The organism is Pseudomonas sp. TE3911, from assembly GCF_054062775.1.
On the sequence record NZ_JBSSFP010000001.1, the window covers coordinates 2,549,049 to 2,567,287 of the forward strand.

15 protein-coding genes are annotated in these 18,239 nt (G+C 60.4%); 7 read left to right on the forward strand and 8 right to left on the reverse strand.

Annotated features, from left to right (window positions below; genetic code table 11):
* Positions 1–57 precede the first annotated feature (57 nt).
* Together ACVWXD_RS11670 and ACVWXD_RS11675 are read left to right on the forward strand one after the other, a co-directional pair.
* Positions 58–801, forward strand: coding sequence for a response regulator (locus ACVWXD_RS11670; protein ID WP_032891113.1), 744 nt, complete (start codon positions 58–60; stop codon positions 799–801).
* Positions 802–821: 20 nt separating this feature from the next.
* Positions 822–2,141 (forward strand): ATP-binding protein, encoded by a 1,320-nt coding sequence (locus ACVWXD_RS11675; RefSeq protein ID WP_401383153.1) that lies wholly within the window; start codon positions 822–824, stop codon positions 2,139–2,141.
* Here the strand turns inward: ACVWXD_RS11675 and ACVWXD_RS11680 are convergent.
* Positions 2,138–4,075: a TonB-dependent receptor domain-containing protein gene (locus tag ACVWXD_RS11680; protein WP_122681667.1), complete on the reverse strand. Its 1,938-nt coding sequence runs from the start codon at positions 4,073–4,075 to the stop codon at positions 2,138–2,140. The genes ACVWXD_RS11675 and ACVWXD_RS11680 overlap by 4 nt on opposite strands.
* A gap of 78 nt (positions 4,076–4,153) precedes the next feature.
* Entirely contained in the window at positions 4,154–5,359 is a 1,206-nt protein-coding gene (locus tag ACVWXD_RS11685; RefSeq protein ID WP_032891111.1) for an MFS transporter, read from the reverse strand.
* A gap of 101 nt (positions 5,360–5,460) precedes the next feature.
* Between ACVWXD_RS11685 and ACVWXD_RS11690 the strand changes: the two genes are divergently transcribed.
* The 4 genes from ACVWXD_RS11690 (at position 5,461) to ACVWXD_RS11705 (ending at position 10,906) form a co-directional block, all read left to right on the forward strand.
* Complete coding sequence (locus ACVWXD_RS11690; protein ID WP_122681669.1) at positions 5,461–6,567, forward strand: efflux RND transporter periplasmic adaptor subunit; 1,107 nt, start codon at positions 5,461–5,463, stop codon at positions 6,565–6,567.
* 2 nt (positions 6,568–6,569) lie between these two features.
* Positions 6,570–9,653: an efflux RND transporter permease subunit gene (locus ACVWXD_RS11695; RefSeq protein WP_401383104.1), complete on the forward strand. Its 3,084-nt coding sequence runs from the start codon at positions 6,570–6,572 to the stop codon at positions 9,651–9,653.
* 151 nt (positions 9,654–9,804) lie between these two features.
* Positions 9,805–10,191: a hypothetical protein gene (locus tag ACVWXD_RS11700; protein ID WP_457371044.1), complete on the forward strand. Its 387-nt coding sequence runs from the start codon at positions 9,805–9,807 to the stop codon at positions 10,189–10,191.
* A 301-nt stretch (positions 10,192–10,492) separates the two neighbouring features.
* Positions 10,493–10,906: a hypothetical protein gene (locus ACVWXD_RS11705; RefSeq protein WP_457371045.1), complete on the forward strand. Its 414-nt coding sequence runs from the start codon at positions 10,493–10,495 to the stop codon at positions 10,904–10,906.
* 96 nt (positions 10,907–11,002) lie between these two features.
* On the opposite strand, the gene ACVWXD_RS11710 is transcribed toward ACVWXD_RS11705, so the two are convergent.
* From ACVWXD_RS11710 to ACVWXD_RS11730, 5 genes are all read right to left on the reverse strand, one after another.
* Complete coding sequence (locus tag ACVWXD_RS11710) at positions 11,003–12,232, reverse strand: M20/M25/M40 family metallo-hydrolase (protein WP_032891104.1); 1,230 nt, start codon at positions 12,230–12,232, stop codon at positions 11,003–11,005.
* A 44-nt stretch (positions 12,233–12,276) separates the two neighbouring features.
* A complete protein-coding gene (locus ACVWXD_RS11715; RefSeq protein ID WP_099602819.1) occupies positions 12,277–13,335 on the reverse strand; it encodes a diguanylate cyclase in 1,059 nt (352 codons plus the stop codon).
* A gap of 107 nt (positions 13,336–13,442) precedes the next feature.
* Positions 13,443–14,075 carry a LysE family translocator gene (locus ACVWXD_RS11720; protein WP_032891099.1) on the reverse strand — a complete coding sequence of 211 codons (633 nt, stop codon included), beginning with the start codon at positions 14,073–14,075 and terminating at the stop codon, positions 13,443–13,445.
* Between the two features lie 70 nt (positions 14,076–14,145).
* On the reverse strand, positions 14,146–15,015 hold the full coding sequence (locus tag ACVWXD_RS11725; protein ID WP_457371046.1) for a sugar phosphate isomerase/epimerase family protein: 870 nt from the start codon (positions 15,013–15,015) through the stop codon (positions 14,146–14,148).
* A gap of 26 nt (positions 15,016–15,041) precedes the next feature.
* Positions 15,042–15,206: a rubredoxin gene (locus ACVWXD_RS11730; protein ID WP_016968943.1), complete on the reverse strand. Its 165-nt coding sequence runs from the start codon at positions 15,204–15,206 to the stop codon at positions 15,042–15,044.
* Positions 15,207–15,364: 158 nt separating this feature from the next.
* On the opposite strand from ACVWXD_RS11730, the gene ACVWXD_RS11735 reads away from it, so the two are divergent.
* Positions 15,365–16,789: an aminotransferase-like domain-containing protein gene (locus ACVWXD_RS11735; RefSeq protein ID WP_095185845.1), complete on the forward strand. Its 1,425-nt coding sequence runs from the start codon at positions 15,365–15,367 to the stop codon at positions 16,787–16,789.
* A gap of 1 nt (position 16,790) precedes the next feature.
* Here the strand turns inward: ACVWXD_RS11735 and ACVWXD_RS11740 are convergent, their stop codons facing one another.
* Positions 16,791–18,215, reverse strand: coding sequence for a M10 family metallopeptidase C-terminal domain-containing protein (locus ACVWXD_RS11740; protein ID WP_457371047.1), 1,425 nt, complete (start codon positions 18,213–18,215; stop codon positions 16,791–16,793).
* Positions 18,216–18,239: the final 24 nt, after the last annotated feature.

Here is an 18,239-nt window from a genome sequence, read left to right on the forward strand (position 1 = left end):
ATGATAATGACTCGTAGTAATATCCGCCCTCTCCCGCTCAACCTCCCGAGGGCTGCAATGCCGTTTGCCCCTGCGCCTGTCGCACCGCGCGTGCTGGTGGTGGATGACCACCGCAAAATCCGCGAACCCTTGGCCACTTACCTGCGTCGCCACACCTTCGATGTGCGCACCGCCGAAGACGCGGCTGGGATGTGGCAATTGCTCAAGACCCAGGCGTTCGACGTCGTAGTGCTCGACGTGCTGCTACCGGATGGCGATGGTTTCGAGCTGTGCAACCAGTTGCATCGGCGCAGCAATACCCCCGTGATTCTGTTGACCGCCCGCGATACCGCCGCCGACCGCATCCGCGGCCTGGACCTCGGCGCGGACGATTACGTGACCAAGCCCTTCGAACCCCGCGAACTGGTCGCACGCATCAACAGTGTGCTGCGCCGCCAAGGCCGCAACACCGGGCCGGCCGCGCCCAGCGGAGGCCCACAGGCTTACCGGTTCGCTGGCTGGCAGTTCAGCGTGAGCAGCGCCACGTTGTGCCGCGACGCCAGCCCGGCAATCCAGCTCAGTACAGCGGAAAGCCGTTTGCTGCAGGTGTTCCTTGCCCACCCCAATACGTTGCTGCCCCGCGAACGTTTGATCGACCTCACCGCTGCCGCCGACAGCGACGTCAGCGACCGCGCCATCGACCGCCAGGTCAGCCGCCTGCGCCGCAAGTTGGCCCACGGCGATGCCACGCCGGACCTGCTGCGCACTATCTGGGGCGGCGGCTATCTGTTGGCGGCCGAGGTCAGTGAATGCGCGCCCTGAACAGGCTGTGGCCGCGCACCCTGGCGCGGCAATTGAGCCTGTTGTTGCTGCTGGCCTTGCTCGCATCCAACGGCATCGCGATGTTGTTTTTGCAACGCACCGGCAGCCTGATCCACCCACTGTCGCGCAGTTTCAGCCTGGAGCGCCTGGGGATTGCCCACCACACGGCAATCGACCTGACGCCCACTGAAACCGAGCACCTGCTGGCCGGGATGAGCCACGACGACACGCGCTTCTGGATTGCACCGACGCCCGAAGTGGCGCCGTTTGAACTGCGCCCGGAGGAGCAGAGACTGGCCAGTGAGCTGCGTCGCCAATTGCACCTGGATGACGCGGCCGCCATCGGCATGCAGTTGGAACGCATCAGCGGTGCCGACGCCCGCACCCATGTGTTCAGTCCCGCCGGCTGGGCGCCGTTGCGCTTGCGCAGCAGCGTGCCACTGCCGAACGGTACCTATCTGAATGCCGTGCAATACCCCGCCGGCGCCTATGAATGGGGCCGCGTTCTGGCCTACAGCCTGCCGGTGACAACGCTGCCAGTGCTGCTGATCGTGATGTTTTTCATTGCCCGCGTGGTGCGCCCGATCAAAACCCTGGCCCAGGCCACGGAGCGCGTCAGCCGTGGTGAATGGATCGCTCCGCTGCCGGAAATCGGCCCACAGGAAGCCCGCGACCTCACTGCCGCTTTCAACACCATGCAGGCCAATCTTGCCCGGCATGTCGAAGGCCGTACGCGGATGCTTGCAGCGGTCAGCCACGACCTGAACACGCCGATCACCGAACTGCGCCTGCAAGTGGAATTGCTGGAGCCCGGCGACGCCCGGGATGACATGCTCGAAAGCATCGCGCAATTGAGTGCGATGGTGCGTGAAACCCTGAATTTCGTGCGCGATGACGCGGTCCAGGAAGCGACCGCCACGATGTCGATGAGCGGCCTGCTGGATGACCTGGCCAAGCGTTATCAGCGCATGCGGCAACCTGTCAGTTGGGCGGGTGCGCCACACCTGATGCTGACCTGCCGGCCTCTGGCGCTCAAGCGCGCGTTAACCAACGTGATCGACAACGCCCTGCACCACGCTGGGGATGCCCACCTGAGCTTGATCCAAGAAGATAACGGCTGGCTGCGCATCGAGGTGCTCGACCACGGCCAAGGCTTGCCCGAGGCCTGGCTGGACAAAGTCTTCGAACCCTTTGTGCAACGCGGCGTCAGTGACGGTGGCGTGGGGTTGGGCCTGGCGATTGCACGTTCGTGCATCCAGGCCCATGGCGGCGAACTGGTATTGCAGAATCGCCCACCGGCCGGCCTGTGCGCGGTGGTGCGATTGCCGGCGGCACTTTAGAAGTTGAGCGTGGCCCCCATCCACAGCGTACGACCGTAGTTCACCGTGCCGTAGGTTTCATCGTCCAAACGCTTGTCGGTGAGGTTGTTGAGGGAGGCGTTGAGGGTCAGCGAGTCGCTCACGTCGTAGGAGCCGCCCAGGTCGGCGGTGGTGTAGCCCGGTGCGGGTTCGTCGGTGATGGTGTTGCCGGTTTCTTCGCCGTAGTAACTCAGCGACGCCCAGGCCTGGGTGCGGTCGTTGATGCTCCACTCGGTGCGCACATTGGCTTTCTGCTTCGGCGTGAGAGCCAATGGTGCACCTTTGTTGGCGCCGCTTTTCTGCTCGGAATCGGTGTAGGTGTAGTTGGCCTTGAGCAGCACGCTGGCGTTGATATCCCATTGGCCGTTGAGCTCGACGCCCTGGATGATCGCTTTGTCGACGTTGACCCGTTCCATGATGGTGTAGCCGTTCCAGCGCTGGTCGGTGGTGACGGTAGAGAGCTTGTCCTGGAAGTCGTTGTAGAACAGCGTCACGCCGCCCGACAGGTCATCGCGGTTGCTCCACAGCGCAGAGACTTCGTAGTTGGTGCTGGTTTCGGGCTTGAGGTCCGGGTTGCCGAACATCACGAAGCGGTTGCGGCGCAGGTAAGCGTAATCCTCGACCACGGCACGCAGTTCCGGCGCCTTGAAGCCACGGGCGATGCCGCCCTTAAGGGTCCACTGATCGGTGGCGCGCCACACGCTGTAGATCCGCGGGCTCAGGTGCGCGCCGTACTCTTCGTGCTCATCCAGACGCAGGCCGGTGGTCAAGGCGAAGCTGTCGGTGACTGACCATTCGTTTTCGGCGAACAGGGCTTTTTGCACCACCGAGAATTTATAGTCGACGCGGTCACCCAGGCCCTGGTTCCAGTCGGTCAGCTCGCTTTCGTTCCATTGCACGCCCACGGTGCTGACGTTATGGGCGGTGGGCACCACCAGTTTGGCGTCGAATACGGTGTTCTTGATTTCGGGTTTGCGCCCGTAGATATCGGTCTGGGCCGGGGTGGCCTTGCCTTCGCGGGTCGAGGTTTCCTGGGACAGGGCGATGTCCGAGGTTGCCCAGCCCCAGCGGCCTTGATGGGACAAGGACCAGTGATCGCGGTTGTTTTCCTGCTCGCGAGTGGCCCAGTTGGCGCTCATGCCGTCGCCGTTCTTCAGGCGCGTGGCACCCGCTTCCAGCAGGATGTCGTGGTCAATATTAGGAGTGAAAGCCAGGCGCGCGGTGAGGTCGCGGTGGTCGGCCTTGCTGAAGCCATTGGTCTGTTCGATGTCATCGTCGGCCTGGCGATCGAGGTAACGGCCCCACACCTGCAAGCCAAGGAAATCTTCCTTGAGCGGGCCGCTGAGGTAGAACTGCGTCTGGCGCGCATTGCCCTGGTCGCTGTGCTGGCGGGCCGAGTAGTCATAGCCGATGGAACCACCCCAGGTCGGTGAAACCTTGCGGGTGATCACGTTGATCACACCGCCGATCGCATCCGAGCCGTACAGCGACGACATCGGGCCCCGCACCACTTCGATCCGCTCGATGGCGGCGGCTGGCGGTACAAAGCTCTGTTCATAGCCACTGTTGCCGTTGACCCGTGACTCCCGCGCGCTCTGGCGTTTGCCGTCGACCATGATCAAGGTGTAATCGGCCGGCATGCCACGGATGGAGATGTCGGTTTCATTCGCCCCACCGTTGACCGTCACGCCCTCCACATCCCGCACCGCGTCGCCGAGGTCGCGGTAGGACTTGCGGCGCAATTCCTCGCCGTCGATCACCGTCACCGAGGCCGGCGCATCCTCCACACTCTGGGCATAACCGGCGGCCGTCACCACCACGTCGTTGAGTTCCAGGGCAACAGGTTCGTCGGCATGGGCGCTGAAGCTGCTGGCGACCAGCAGAGCCAGGGGCGTAACGCGAAAGGCAGGAAGCATGGGCGTAGACCTTAGGATTAGACTCAAAAGAGAATCGTAATCATCTAGCCCCGATTAAATTGGACAAAGTGTGACAGCTCAAGCCACCGGCACCAGTGCCACACGCCGTTCACGCAGTAGATGAAACGCCACAAACGCCATCACCGCAAAACCCGCCTGGATCATGATCATCGGTAAGGCACTGCCGTCGCGCAGTTGGCTCAGCAGCAGGCCACTGCAGGTGGCGCCGAACATCTGCGCAAAGCCCATCAGGCCTGCCGCCAACCCGGCTCGGTGCGCGTTGGGCATCACCCCGCCCGTGACCGCGCCGGGCAACACCAGCCCGCCGCCGAGCGTCGCCAGGGCAATGGGAATATCCAACCCCAACACCGACAAGCCGAACAGCCCGTAAATCACCGCCGCCAATACCCCGCCGAGGGCTACCAGCGTTACCCCCATCGCCACAATCCGCTGCGCCCCCAGGCGTAGGATATTGCGCCGGGTGTAGGTGGACCCGACGATCAGCATCGAGACGATCACGCCAAAATTGATGCCGTACTCCAGGCTGCTCAAGCCGAGCAGGTTGATAAACACCGCAGATGATCCGGCAATCACCGCGAACATCGCGCCGTAAGTGCACGCCAACGCCACGGCGAATGCGCGGTATGGGCGGCCCTTGAGCAAATCCAGGTACTGCCCGCCGAGGGTGCGCCAGTGGCCGGCCTTGGGGTCGAGGTAAGGGTTGCTTTCGCGAAAGAACAGCAGCACCAGCAGCAACACCACACTGCCGATCACCAGCGCCAGTAGGATCGGCGCACGCCAGCCCACCACGTTGATCAGCAGTCCGCCGACCATTGGCGCGACGACGATCGCGTAGAGCATGCCGATCATCGTCAGCGCCAGGGCCGGCCCCGCTTCGACCTTCCACACATCGCGCACCACCGTGCGCGCCAACACCAGCGCCGCACAGGCGCCGAGGCCTTGCAGCACGCGGGCGGCGATAAATTGATGCATGTCGCTGACCAGCAGCATCGACATAGTCGCCATCACATACAGCACTAACCCGCCGATCAATACCGGACGCCGGCCGATGCGATCCGACAATGGCCCAAACAGTAATTGCCCCAGTCCAAACGCTGCGACAAAGGCAGACAGCGCCATCAGTGCCGACCCCGGCGGCGCCACCAGCGCCTGCTCAATGGCGCCGAGGCCGGGGATGATTAATTGGGTCGAGACTTCGCCGAGTGCCGTTAAGGCCACCAGTAGCAACAGCAAGCTTCGCGACGGAACCGAGGCATTCGACATGGGGATTATCCGGGGCTGGCTTAATTTATATTTCGACCATAATATGCGTAAAAAATTATGTCCATAATTTTTTGCCCACTGGTCAGCCCCTGGAGCCCGACATGAACCCTCTCCCCCTGCGTCTTTTCTCGCCCCTGGCTTTGCTGATGATCCTCAGCGGCTGTAACAGCCAGGCCGACACCGCCGCCCAAGCGCCCCAACCGCGCCCGGTACTCGTCGCCAAGGTCGAAGCTGCCGGCACGCAACAAAGCGCCTACACCGGTGTGGTCGCGGCGCGTACGGAAAGCGACTTGGGCTTTCGCGTCAGTGGCAAGGTGATCGAGCGCAAGGTCGATCCCGGCCAGCATGTCTCTCGTGGCGACACCTTATTGGTACTGGATATCGGCGACTTCGAATTGGCCCTGCGCTCGGCCAAGAACCGCGTGAATGCCGCCCAGGCACAACTGCGCCAGCGCCGCGATGATGCCAACCGCTATGAACGTCTGGCGAGTACCGGTGCTGTGTCGCGGCAGATCTTCGACCAATCGGCGACCAACCTGCGCGTCGCCGAAGCGGAATTGGCCTCGGCCCAATCCGACGCCAGCCAAATCGAGAACCGCCGCACTTACTCAGTGCTCAAGGCCGACGGCGACGGCATCATCACCGACGTACGCGTCGACCGCGGCCAGGTGGTCGCCGAAGGGCAGATCGTCGCGCGTCTGGCCCGTGATGGCGCCCGCGAAGCCATCGTTAACCTGCCGGAAAACCAGCGCGACCTGGCCTCGCAAAAAGCTCTGGCCTTCCCGTTCGGCGCCCCTGACCAGGCGGTAGCGGCCACGCTGCGCGAACTCTCCGCCAGTGCCGATCCCGTCACTCGTACGTACCGTGCGCGCTATGTGCTGCACGGCGCCGTCGACCGCTTCGCCCTCGGCTCAACCATCACCGTGCGCCTTCAAGGTAACGGCCAGATGCAACAGACCCGCGTGCCCATTGGTGCGCTGCACGATACAGGGCAAGGCACCGGAGTGTGGGTGGTCGGCGCCGATAACACAGTCGCCTTTGCCCCCGTCAACGTCGCCAGCCTCGGCCAGGAAGATGCGTTGCTCAACAGCGGCGTGAACCCGGACACCGTCATCGTCGCCCTTGGCGCCCACCTGCTGCACAGCGGGGATGCGGTGCGCCTGCTGCCCGCCCAGGCGCTGGCCCTCAACCGCAAACAGGACCAATGAGCATGCGCGGCATCAACCTCTCTGAACTAGCGGTCAAGCACCGTGCGGTCACGTTGTTCCTGATCATTGCGATCCTTGCCGCCGGCATTTTCTCGTTCGGCAAACTGGGGCGAGCCGAAGACCCATCCTTCACCGTCAAGGTGATGACCATCACGGCCGCCTGGCCCGGCGCCACTGCCCAGGAAATGCAGGAGCAAGTCGCCGACCGCCTGGAAAAACGCCTGCAGGAGTTGGATTACTACGACCGCGTCGAGACCATCGCCCAGCCAGGTTTTGTGTCGATGCGCATGACGTTCCTCGAATCCACCCGCCCCGGCGAGATTCAGGACTTGTTCTACCAGACCCGCAAAAAGCTCAGCGATGAAGCGTCGAGGCTGCCCAAGGGAGTGATCGGACCGTTTTTCAACGATGAATATTCCGATGTGTACTTTGCGCTGTACGCCCTGGAGGCCGAACACCTGCCCCATCGCCAGCAGGTGCAAATGGCTGAAGAGCTGCGCCAGGGTTTCCTCAATCTGCCGGGGGTGAAGAAGGTCAATATCCTCGGCGAGCAGGCCCAGCGGATTTTCGTCGAGTTTTCCTATGAGCGCCTCGCGACCCTGGGCATCAAGCCCGACCAGATCTTCGCCGCCCTCGCTGCGCAAAACGCTGTGGCGCCGTCGGGCTTTGTGGAAACCGCCGGTGCCCGCGCCTATATCCGTATCGACGGTGCCTTCGACAGCCTGGCGCTGATTGAAAACGTGCCCCTGGAAGTCAACGGCCGACTGCTGCGCATTGCCGATGTGGCGACCGTCAACCGAGGTTATGAAGACCCGCCCAGCTACCGTATCCGCCATCAGGGCGACCCGGCGCTGATGCTCGGTGTGATCATGGAGAAACACTGGAACGGCCTGGAACTGGACAAGCGCCTCAAGGACCAGGAAGCCCGGATCCAGGCAGACCTGCCACTGGGCGTGAATTTCGCCAAGGTCTCCGACCAGGCGAAAAACATCAGCCTGGCGGTCAATGAATTCATGCTGAAATTCTTCGTCGCCCTGGCAGTGGTGATGATCATCAGCCTGTTGGCCTTGGGCTTTCGCGTGGGCCTGGTGGTGGCGGCGGCAGTGCCACTGACGTTGTCCATAGTGTTCGTGATCATGCTGGTCACTGGGCGTGAGTTCGACCGCATCACCCTCGGCGCGCTGATTATCTCCCTCGGCCTGCTGGTGGACGACGCGATCATCGCCATCGAGATGATGGTGGTGAAACTGGAAGAAGGGTTTGACCGCATCCACGCCGCCACTTACGCCTGGAGCTCCACCGCCGCGCCGATGCTGACCGGCACACTGGTGACCATCATCGGCTTTCTGCCGGTAGGATTTGCGCGCTCGGGCGCCGGGGAATACGCCGGCAATATCTTTTGGATCGTCGGCTTCGCGCTGATTTCATCGTGGCTGGTGGCGGTGGTGTTCACCCCGTACCTGGGCGTCAAGCTATTGCCGAACATCAAACCGGTGCCCGGTGGCCACGACGCCATCTATGCCGGGCGCTACTACCAGAAACTGCGTGCGGTAGTAGAGCTGTGCGTGCGCAGGCGCTGGTTGGTGACCGGGCTGGTGGTGACGGCGTTTGTGCTGTGCGGGCTGGGCATGGGGGTGGTGAAGAAGCAGTTCTTCCCCAACTCCGACCGATCCGAGCTGATTCTGGAGGTGTACATGCCGCCCGGCAGCGCCTTCAAAAGCACTGAGGCAGTCGCGGCGCAACTGGAAAAAGCGCTGATGCAAGAACCCCAGACGAGCATGGTCGACACCTACGTGGGCGGCGGCGCGCCACGGTTTTTCCTGTCGCTGAACCCTGAATTGCCCGATCCGGCCTTCGCCAAACTGATCGTGCAGACCCCTGACTCCCACGCACGCGATGCCCTCAAACTGCGCATGCGTGAGCGTATCGCGGCAGGCGAATTCCCTGCGGCGCGGGTGCGCGTCACGCAATTGCTGTTCGGTCCACCGGTGCCCTTCCCGGTGGTATTCCGCGTGTCCGGCCCGAATCTGGAGGTGTTGCGCGGCCTGTCAGAAGACGTGCGCAAAGTCGTCGCCGCTAACCCGTTGACCAAGGACGCCTTCCTCGATTGGGGCGAGCGCACCAGCGGTTATCGCCTGGTACTCGATCAAGACCGCCTGCGCCTGCTGGGCTTCACGCCCAACGAGGTCAAGTCCCAGCTCAACGCCCTGCTCAGCGGCAACCCGATCACCGAGGTGCGTGAAGGCAACCGCACCGTGTCCGTGGTGGCCCGCGCCCAGGGCAACCAACGCGAGAACCTCGGCAACCTCAACAACATGACCCTGACCAACAGTGCCGGCACCTCAGTGCCGCTGGCCCAGGTCGGGCATTTCCAAGCGGTGATGGAAGAGCCGATCCTCAAGCGCCGTAACCGAGCGACCACCGTGGAAGTGCGCGCCGACATCATCGACGGCGTGCAACCGCCCGACGTCGAAATGGCCGTCTACAAAGACCTGCAACCGCTGATCGCCAAGCTGCCAGCCGGCTATCAACTCAACATCGGCGGACCGGTGGAAGAAAGCGCCAAGGCCAACGTCGCCCTGGCCGCACTGTTTCCGATCATGATCCTGCTGACCCTCACAGTGATCATGTTCCAGGTGCGCTCCTTCGGCGTGATGTTCATGGTCTTCGCCACCGCGCCCTTGGGCTTGATCGGGGCTGTGCCGACGCTGCTGCTGTTCAATCAGCCGTTCGGGTTCAACGCGATATTGGGGCTGATCGGCATTGGCGGCATTCTGATGCGCAACACATTGATCTTCACCGACCAGATTCGCCAGAACCAGGAACACGGCATGGCGATTCGCGAAGCCATCGTCGAAGCCACGGTGCGACGTGCCAGGCCCGTGATCTTGACCGCACTGGCCGCGGCGCTGGCGTTCATTCCGCTGACGTTGTCGGTGTTCTGGTCATCCCTGGCCTACGTGCTGATCGGCGGAGTGCTGGTGGGCACCGTGTTGACGCTGCTGTTTTTACCAGCGCTATGCAGTTTGGTACTGGGGCGGCAGAAGATAAAAGCTGTCGAAACTTCCCACGCAAGCGCCGGATAAGCGCTACTCCCCGCTGCGGAAAACGCCTGCAAAGTCCCTCGCCTGAATACACAGTGCGAGGGATTGCAGATGGTTTTTTTCGTTAAGGCCCTGATTATTGCGACGACTCCTCCAATGGATACACACTATTGCACCCCCAGAGGGAACACCCATGAAGTCACGTGAAATAACCATTATCAATAACGGTATACGTGAATGCGCAGTCGTCGAATACGCGGGAGGAAAGCCAACGCTTAGTCTATTACTGAGTAATGGCGAACGGAAAACGTACACCGCATTAGACCTGTTCGAAAGCTTTGGCTTATTGAGAGCAGACTTGAAAGATATTAGATTTTTGTGCAAAGGCGCAAAAATCAATGTTCACACGTCTGGAATGTCTTCACAGATGTCGAATGGTCTTGTTGCCTACGAGATGACTATGGGAACCCCTGATGGTGAACTCACCAGTATTTTTGCTTATGAGGAAAGCGACCTCACCAACGATATTCAGGAGCAACGCGATTTCTGCCAGCGCTGGTCCGAGTCAATTAAAGACTAAAAGCCCCCAACCCCTGTGGTGAGCAGGCTTGCCCTGCGCAGGGCAAGCCTGCTCACCACAGGGGTTCACTCATTAAAATGAACCCTTTGCGTGGCAGTCCGAGCTTGAGGGAGGTGGTTACTTCAGTTCCGGGATCAGATTATTCGCGCAAACTCGTATCAGGTTTTTCTCGATCTGCTCAAACAAAAAAATTCGCTGCCTATCATAAAATATGACCCTGAAGACATTTCGGACGTAACGCCTTTTAAGTTCGGCGGACGTTATTTAGGACATTCAGTGCCTAACCCAAACAGGAAATAAAATGGACGCGCAAGTGATAAAGGTAGTCATCGGCGAGCAGAAATTGGAGGTCACGGTAAAATACGACCTCGACAAACGGGTAATGACATTTTCTGAAGCCGATAACTTTAATAAGGTTTACCGTGAAAAAGACATTTATGCTTGCTTTGCTAAAGTCAGAACCGATTTCCCTCATATCGTATTTCTCTGCAAGGGCGCAAAGATAAACGTTATGCCATCGAGGATGGCGTCTCAAATGAGTGCCGGGCTTGTCGCCTATGAAATGACACTGGGCAAACAGGCATCTCGTGAAGACATCGTTCATATATTCGACTATGAGGAAAACAATCTTACGAACAACCCAAAAGAGCAAATCGATTTTTTTAAAATGTGGTTGGCGTCCTTAAATTCGCAAGACTATGAAAAATTCAACTGAGCTTTTTTCCATCTGGCCACTCACATTTCAGGTATCGCAGCCACTCTCTGGTGAGCAGGGGTTCACCGATCAAAATGAACCCCGTACCGGGTCAAATCAACGCTTCGCCAACTCCATAATCATCCGACTCAACAAGTAAACCCGAGGCGCCACGCTCTCCACCTCCGCGTACTCGTCCGCCGTATGGATATTGCCTCCCACAATCCCAAACCCATCCAACGTCGGCGTCCCTACCCCGGCTGACAAACTCGCGTCCGCTGCGCCGCCGCTGCCCTCAATCGTCAGCTTCTTACCCAACTCCCCATAAATCCCTTGGGCAATCGCTACCAGCTTGTCCGACTCCGCCGTCTGCGGCATCGGCGGCAGGCCGCGTTTGAGGGTGGTGGTCACTTCGGTTTCCGGGATCAGTTTGTTCGCGGAAACCCGCACCAGGTCTTTCTCGATCCGATCAAACTCTTCCGGCAATGCTGCGCGGACATCTGCCTTAGCGGTGGCTTGGTCAGGAATCACGTTGGTGCGGTCGCCAGACTTGATTACGGTGAAGTTGATGGTGGTTTTCTTTTCTTCATCACCGAGCTTGCCCAGTTGCAGGATCTGGTGCGCGGCTTCCATGGCGGCGTTGCGGCCCAGTTCGGGGGCGACGCCGGCGTGGGCGGCTTTACCTTTGACTTCGACCACCGCGGTGGCGCTGCCTTTGCGCCACACCACCAGGCCGTCGGCGGGGCGGCCGGGTTCCAGGTTCAGCGTGACGTCGTGGGCCTTGGCGGTGTTGCGAATCAGCTCGGAGGCGATGTCGGAGCCGGTTTCTTCGCTGGCGTCGAGGAGGAAGGTGATGCGCTCGTAGTCTTTGAAGCCCTGATTCTTCAGGACTTTGAGCGCGTAGATGCCGGCGACGATGCCGCCCTTGTCATCCATCACGCCAGGGCCATAGGCGCGACCGTCTTTGATATGAAACGGGCGCTCGGCCGCGGAGCCTTCCTTGAACACGGTGTCCATGTGGGCCATCAGCAGAATCTTCGCTTTGCCGGTGCCTTTGAGGGTCGCGATCACATGGCTACTGTTGGCGGCGGCATCCGGTATGCGTTCGATGTTGAAGCCCAACTGCTTCAACTCATCCACGGCAATGTCGCTGACCTGGGTCAGGCCCGGTCCGTAGCCGGAGCCCGAGTCGATATTCACCAGGCGCTCCAGCAGTTTCAGGGCCTCGGCCTTGTACTGTTCGGCATCCGCCTGGATCTGTTTGTGGGGTTCGGCGCTGTAGGCCGGAAGTGCGAAGGACAAGGCCAGCGTGGCGGCCAGGAGGGTACGGGGGAAGGCGAAGCGCATAGACCGATCCTTGTTTTTTGTTGAGGTGCAGCCACCCTACCCCACTAAACGGAGCGCAACCAACTCCCGTGCACCGCGCTGACACGGTTGCGCCCGCTGCTCTTGGCTTCATACAGGGCCTGGTCGGCATCGTTGAGCCAGCCGGTGGAGTCGACATGTTCCGGTTGATACCGCGACAGGCCGATGCTCAAGCTGGCACGCAGAGTTGGGTCCTGGGCGTACGCCAAGGCATTGAAGCGGTCACGCAAGGCATCCATCACTTCGGTGGCATGGTTGAGCGGCATTCCCGGCAGGATCACGCAGAACTCATCGCCGCCATAGCGCCCGGCCAGATCGGTGGCGCGCAGGTTCTGGCGCAGTATTTTGCTGAGTTGGCGCAGGACGATATCGCCCGTGACGTGGCCGTAAGTATCGTTAATGGTCTTGAAGTGGTCGATGTCGATCAACGCAATCGCGGCGCCCTGCTGCTCGCGACGGCAGCGTTGGAACTCGATTTCCAGATGATCTTTCCAAGCGCCATGGTTGAGCAGACCGGTCAGGCTGTCGGTGCGACTCAGGGCGAGTAATTCACGTTTGTGCTGGGACAGATTCACGGCCTGGCGGTAGCAGATCCAGCCAAGCGCCAGGGGATAGAGCATCAAAATCGGCAAGCATGCATAGACTTGAGCTTGGGTGGTCGTGGCTACAAAGGCCGGCGCGAAGATCAGCAACGAGGTGCCGATGCCAAGCGCTTGCGCCACCCACCCCGCCAACATAAGGCGCGGGCCGCCGAGGGCGACATTGTTCATGGTCATCATCGACAGCGTGGTTATGCTGGGCAGTGGGTTGAAGTGCATGGCCCCAACCCAGAACCCGCCGCAGAACGAATCGAACAACACGTTGCGGTGTTCACTGCGCAGCATGTTGGCGGTTCGTAGAGACAGTCGGTACGCCAGATGGGGCCAGACGACGGCGTTAATCAGCATCCACGCCCATACCCACGCAGAGGGGTTAAGTGGATACATGCCAAACACCACACACACTAAACCGAGCGTCAGCCCCAACGTGCGGGATTTATACAAGCGGGTAGCAAGCGGAAGTCCCTTTCCTCCGGCGGCTGGCATGGTTGGGTGTCATCCTGGATGAATGCCTGGAGTCTATCAGGGCGCCAGTAATTCGCCACTACCACTCATAAGCTCATTCCACGGCGCAAATGCACGAGCCAAAGCGCTTAGTGAGAAAAGCCCCGGGCCAGCATCAACGCCACACCCAGCAGTAACACCGCCGTGACCCGCTGCAACAACACGCGGCGCTTGGGGTTTTCCAAGACGTGCTTGATGCGTTGGCCGAAGTAGCAATACAGACAGCCACTGGCAAATTGCAGCATCAGGAACGTCGCGCCGAGGATCGCGATATCCGCCGCCGAACTGTGCTCCCCTGCCCCGGCAAACTGCGGGAACACAGCGCTGAACATGATGATGGTCTTGGGGTTGGAAAACCCGGTCAGCAGCCCTTTGCCGAACAGGCTGCGTGAGCCCTCCACGGCGCCGGCCTTGCCGATCGCCACACCGCTGCTGGTCCACTGCTTGTAGGCCAGGTAGAGAATGTAGGCCACACCGACAAACTGGATGGTCTGGGTAATGGCAAGGTTGCCCTTGATCAGCTCCGAGAAGCCCACGGCAAAGATCAGGATCGAAATCAGGTAAGACACGCTGGCGCCGATCTGCGCCGGGATCGAGCTGCGCAAACCGTCCTTCAAGCCCAGGCTCAGCAGCAACAGGGTCATGGGGCCAGGGCTGAAAGTCATGGTGGCGCAGAACAGCAGGAAATAGAGAAACGAAGACAGCGTTAACGCAGTGGTCATGGGCCAGGGCCTTGAGTAGGTAGAAACGAAAGCCGTGGGACGGGCACACCGGCGCCCGCCCCGGTATCCATCAGGCGACAGCGATCTCGGTGGTCAGGGATTCGCGGTACATCACCGCCAGCTCACCAAGGGCGGCCTTTGCGGTCTGGTTGCGGGTTTCGAAGGCCACCAGGCCTTTCCAGTTGGTTTCGACAATGGCTTGCACCACGTCGGCGTAATCGCAGTTGCCGTCATGAATACCAAAGTGCTGGTCCTGCACACCATTGTTATTGCTGAAGGAAATACCCTTGATCAGGTGGTGATACTTACGCACCACCTCGGCCGGCAGACCGTTTTCGATATTGGCGTGGCCCGCATCCAGGAAGAAGTACACGTTGGGGTGGGCTTGCAGACGCTCGAACACAAAGGCGTATTCCGCTTCATGGGTGAAGATGTAGTGGAACGGCCGGTAATTGACGTAGTTCGACAGGTTCTCAAGGTAGATATCCACGCCCTTGGACTCGGCGTAACGCGCCAGTTCCTGGACCGACTTGAGGTAGTGCTCCAGGGCGACTTTCTTGGCCATCAGCACCATTTTCGGTTCGACGATGCAGCCACCGTGGATGATCAGCGGCGCGCCCAGGCGGCTGGCAATATCAACTTCTTTCTTCACGTATTCGACGGCCGCCACGCGAAAGGCGTCCACATCACTGCCCAGCGGCGCCTTGAAGTTGCCGTGGTACACCGGTTTCACACCAGTGGCCGCGATCTGCTCCTGCAGGCTGGCGATGCGCTCATCGGTCCAGTCATCGACCATTTCGCCGAACAGGCTGCCATCGATATACCAGTGGGTGCACCCGCCTTCAAGGGCAGTGTCCAGGCCCTTCTCGGCGGCCAGGTATTTCTGGTGGGCCACACCGGTACAGAACGGCACGGCGGCGTTAATCAGTTTGCTTTCCATGAAGCGATTCCTTTCGTGATGGAGCGTTACAGTTCAATGGCCATGAAATCGGCCTTGGTCACGCCGCAATCCGGGCATGTCCAGTCTTCCGGCACCTCTTCCCAAGGGGTACCGGCCGGGATTCCGTCTTCAGGAATGCCCAATTCTTCTACGTACATAAATCCGCAGGGCGCACACATATAAGTCTTCATGAGAATGCGAAATCCATGGTTCGCTGGTAGGAAAGTTCGCCAATTCCGGGCGAGATGGCGCGCAGTCTAGGGGAGCGGCATTGCACAAGGCAGGTGAAGTGATGCCTAATCCGGCCTAACTTCACCGGTAAAATCACCAGCAAACACAAGGAAGGTTTATGTTTGTATCCGCCATCGCCTTTGTGGACGGCACGCCGAAGGTGCAGCAGATCGTCGAGGCGTTCAGCCAAGCCATCGAAAACGGCGAATGGGCGCCCGGCAGCAAATTACCGTCGGTGCGCGAACTGACCCAGACCCTGGGCGTCAGCAAGTTCACCCTCAATGAAGCTCTGGACCGCCTGCGCGGGCGCCACCTGCTCACCTCCAGCCAGGGCCGTGGCTACTTCGTGGCGATGGACAGCGCGCGCCCGGCTTCGGTGGCGTGGGTCGACCTGCTGCCCCAGGACCTGCTTAGCGTGTTGCGTCGCCCGTTGGTCACCGCAAGCGGTGAACTGCGCCCTGGCGGCGGCCACCTGCCGGAAGAATGGCTGGACGCCGACGCTATCCGCCAGGCCATGCGCAGCGTGGTGCGCGCGCCGTCGCTGCGCATCGCCGGGCTGGGCACACCGGCCGGACTACTGCCGTTGCGCCAGGCCCTGCAACAGAAGCTGCACGGCGAAGGTTTGTCGGTGCCGGTGGAGCAGATCATCACCACGCCCAACACCGTGCAGGGCCTGGACATGCTGATGCGCCTGCTCGCCCGTCCCGGCGACACGGTGCTGCTCGACGCGCCGTGCTACTTCAACTTTCACGCCAACCTGGCGTTGCATGGGGTCAAGGTGGTGACGATCCAGCGCCGTCCCGATGGTTTCGATTTCGTCGCCCTCGAACAGCTATTGGCCGAACACCGTCCCAGCCTGTACCTGACCACCAGCGTGCTGCATAACCCGACAGGTCACTCCTTCAGTCCCAGCCAGGCGTTTCGGCTGTTGCAACTGACCCAGCAGTATCACTGCCATATCGTCGAGGATGACCTCTACGGCGACCTGCACCCCAACCCGCCACCGCGCCTGGCTGCCGTCGCCGGCCTGGAGCAAGTCACCTATCTGTCGGGTTTCTCGAAGATTCTGAGCGCCAACACCCGCGTCAGTTTTGTGGTGGCCGCACCGCAACTGGCGGCCAACCTGACCAATATGAAGTTAATGAGCGGCGGCGTGACTTCGGAGCTGTTCGAGCAGATCGTCTACCGCATGCTCAGCGAAGGCAGCTACGCCAAGCACCGCAAGCGCATGGTCCAGCGCTTGATGGAAGCCGGTGGCCGCGTCGAGCAATGGCTCAAGCGTTGCGGGTGTGAATTGCCGATGGCGTATGAAGGCGGGATGTTTATCTGGGCGCGGCTGCCGCCGGGGGTCAACGGCGAGCTGTTGGCTCAGGAGGCCTTGAAACGCAGCATGGTGCTGGCGCCGGGCGCGCTGTTTGGCTACGACCCGGCCCATCGCGATTCGATGCGTTTCAACGTGGCCCACAGCGATGAGCCACGGGTGCAACGGGTGTTTGAAGCGCTGTTGCGCCAGAGTATCGGGCAGGATCACGCCCCTGCCTGAATCAACCTACGATATCGCCGCGTTGCAGTTTGCCCTCCACGACAAGGACAAAGTTCGCCTCACCAGGCTTGCCGGTAATCTGTAACGCGCTCATTTCCAGAACCGGGTCATACACAAGCTTTGCCTCACCGACGGCGCCGGAAAATTCGCTGACAAAGCTCAGCGCTGACTTGCCCAGCGCTGCCGTAAGGCCAGACACATCGACCCGGTCTTCGCCACTGACAAAGTCCATGATCCGGTCGAGGGCGACCTCAGTAGACTCACGGGTATGCCCATAGACGAATACGTCCTTGCCCTTTTCTCCCCACAGTATGTCGGCCCCTTCTGCTCCGTATAATCGGTCGTCGCCCTCGCCGCCTTTCAGCGTGTTGGCAACTTCATTGCCCACCAACAAGTCATTGCCGCCACCGCTGATGACGTTCTCAAGGGTTGTCCCGTACGCGATAGCGATATTGCCCTTGAGGCCGCCCACATCGGAGAAGGTCCCTTCTTTCAAGCTGATTTGCTGATCTTGCCTGTAGCCGGAGAAGTCCAGCGTATCAACACCACCGCCATCCCAAATGGCAGCCACCATCTTGTCTTCAGGGGCATGAACACTCAGGAAGTCTCGATCCGAATTGGCGTTGAAACCATAGGTAGTGTCATTTTTGCGGGTGTCACGGTTGGCACCGTATTTCTTCTGGTAAGCGCTGATATCGTCCAGTTGCGGCGCCGACGACATAAAGCCGCGGTGGTGCATGTAAGTACTGCGCTCGCCTCTGTAGCTCATGACGGTATGGCTACGAGAGTCCTCTGAGGAATCGACCTGCCCTGGTTTCAACCCCGCGGCACCGTACGCCCCTGGATGGCTAAGGCCCATAGCGTGTCCCAGCTCATGAACAACGGTGCGCCGACCGGAATTGCCAAGGGCCGCGTTGGCCACCGCAGACTGGGTTTTTGTGTTCACAAACCAGACATCACCACTGTTTTTATTGCCGGGATAAGGCAAAAAAGCATGGTTGGTGTAGGAATAGGGACGGCCATTGCGATCGATCATATGGCCGTAATTGCCGATCGTGATATGCCCCTCGCTGCTGGGACTTCTCGCCCCTTGGGTAAACCTGACGTTGGCGACATCCTCGATAGATTGCAGGCTGAGCCGGGTCTGTTGCCGCTGGTGCTCGCCAATCGGAGTAAACCCGACTCTGCCGAACCGTCGTGTATCCGCGCCGGCAGGCGGGACACGAAACTCGTAGGTCACATCGGTACGACCGTCACCATTCTTGTCCGGCCAACCAGGGCTCTGTCGCCAGAGCTGTTGGGTGGCGTCCTCCGACGACTTGGACGGCAATCCGTTGTGTTCGATGCCCTCACCGCGTTTATCGCGCTGCAGGAAGTGTTGGAGGTTCTGGAAGGTAGTGCTGGTGTGGGGGGAAATAGTCGTCATGCTCATACTCTGATCAGGCGAGGA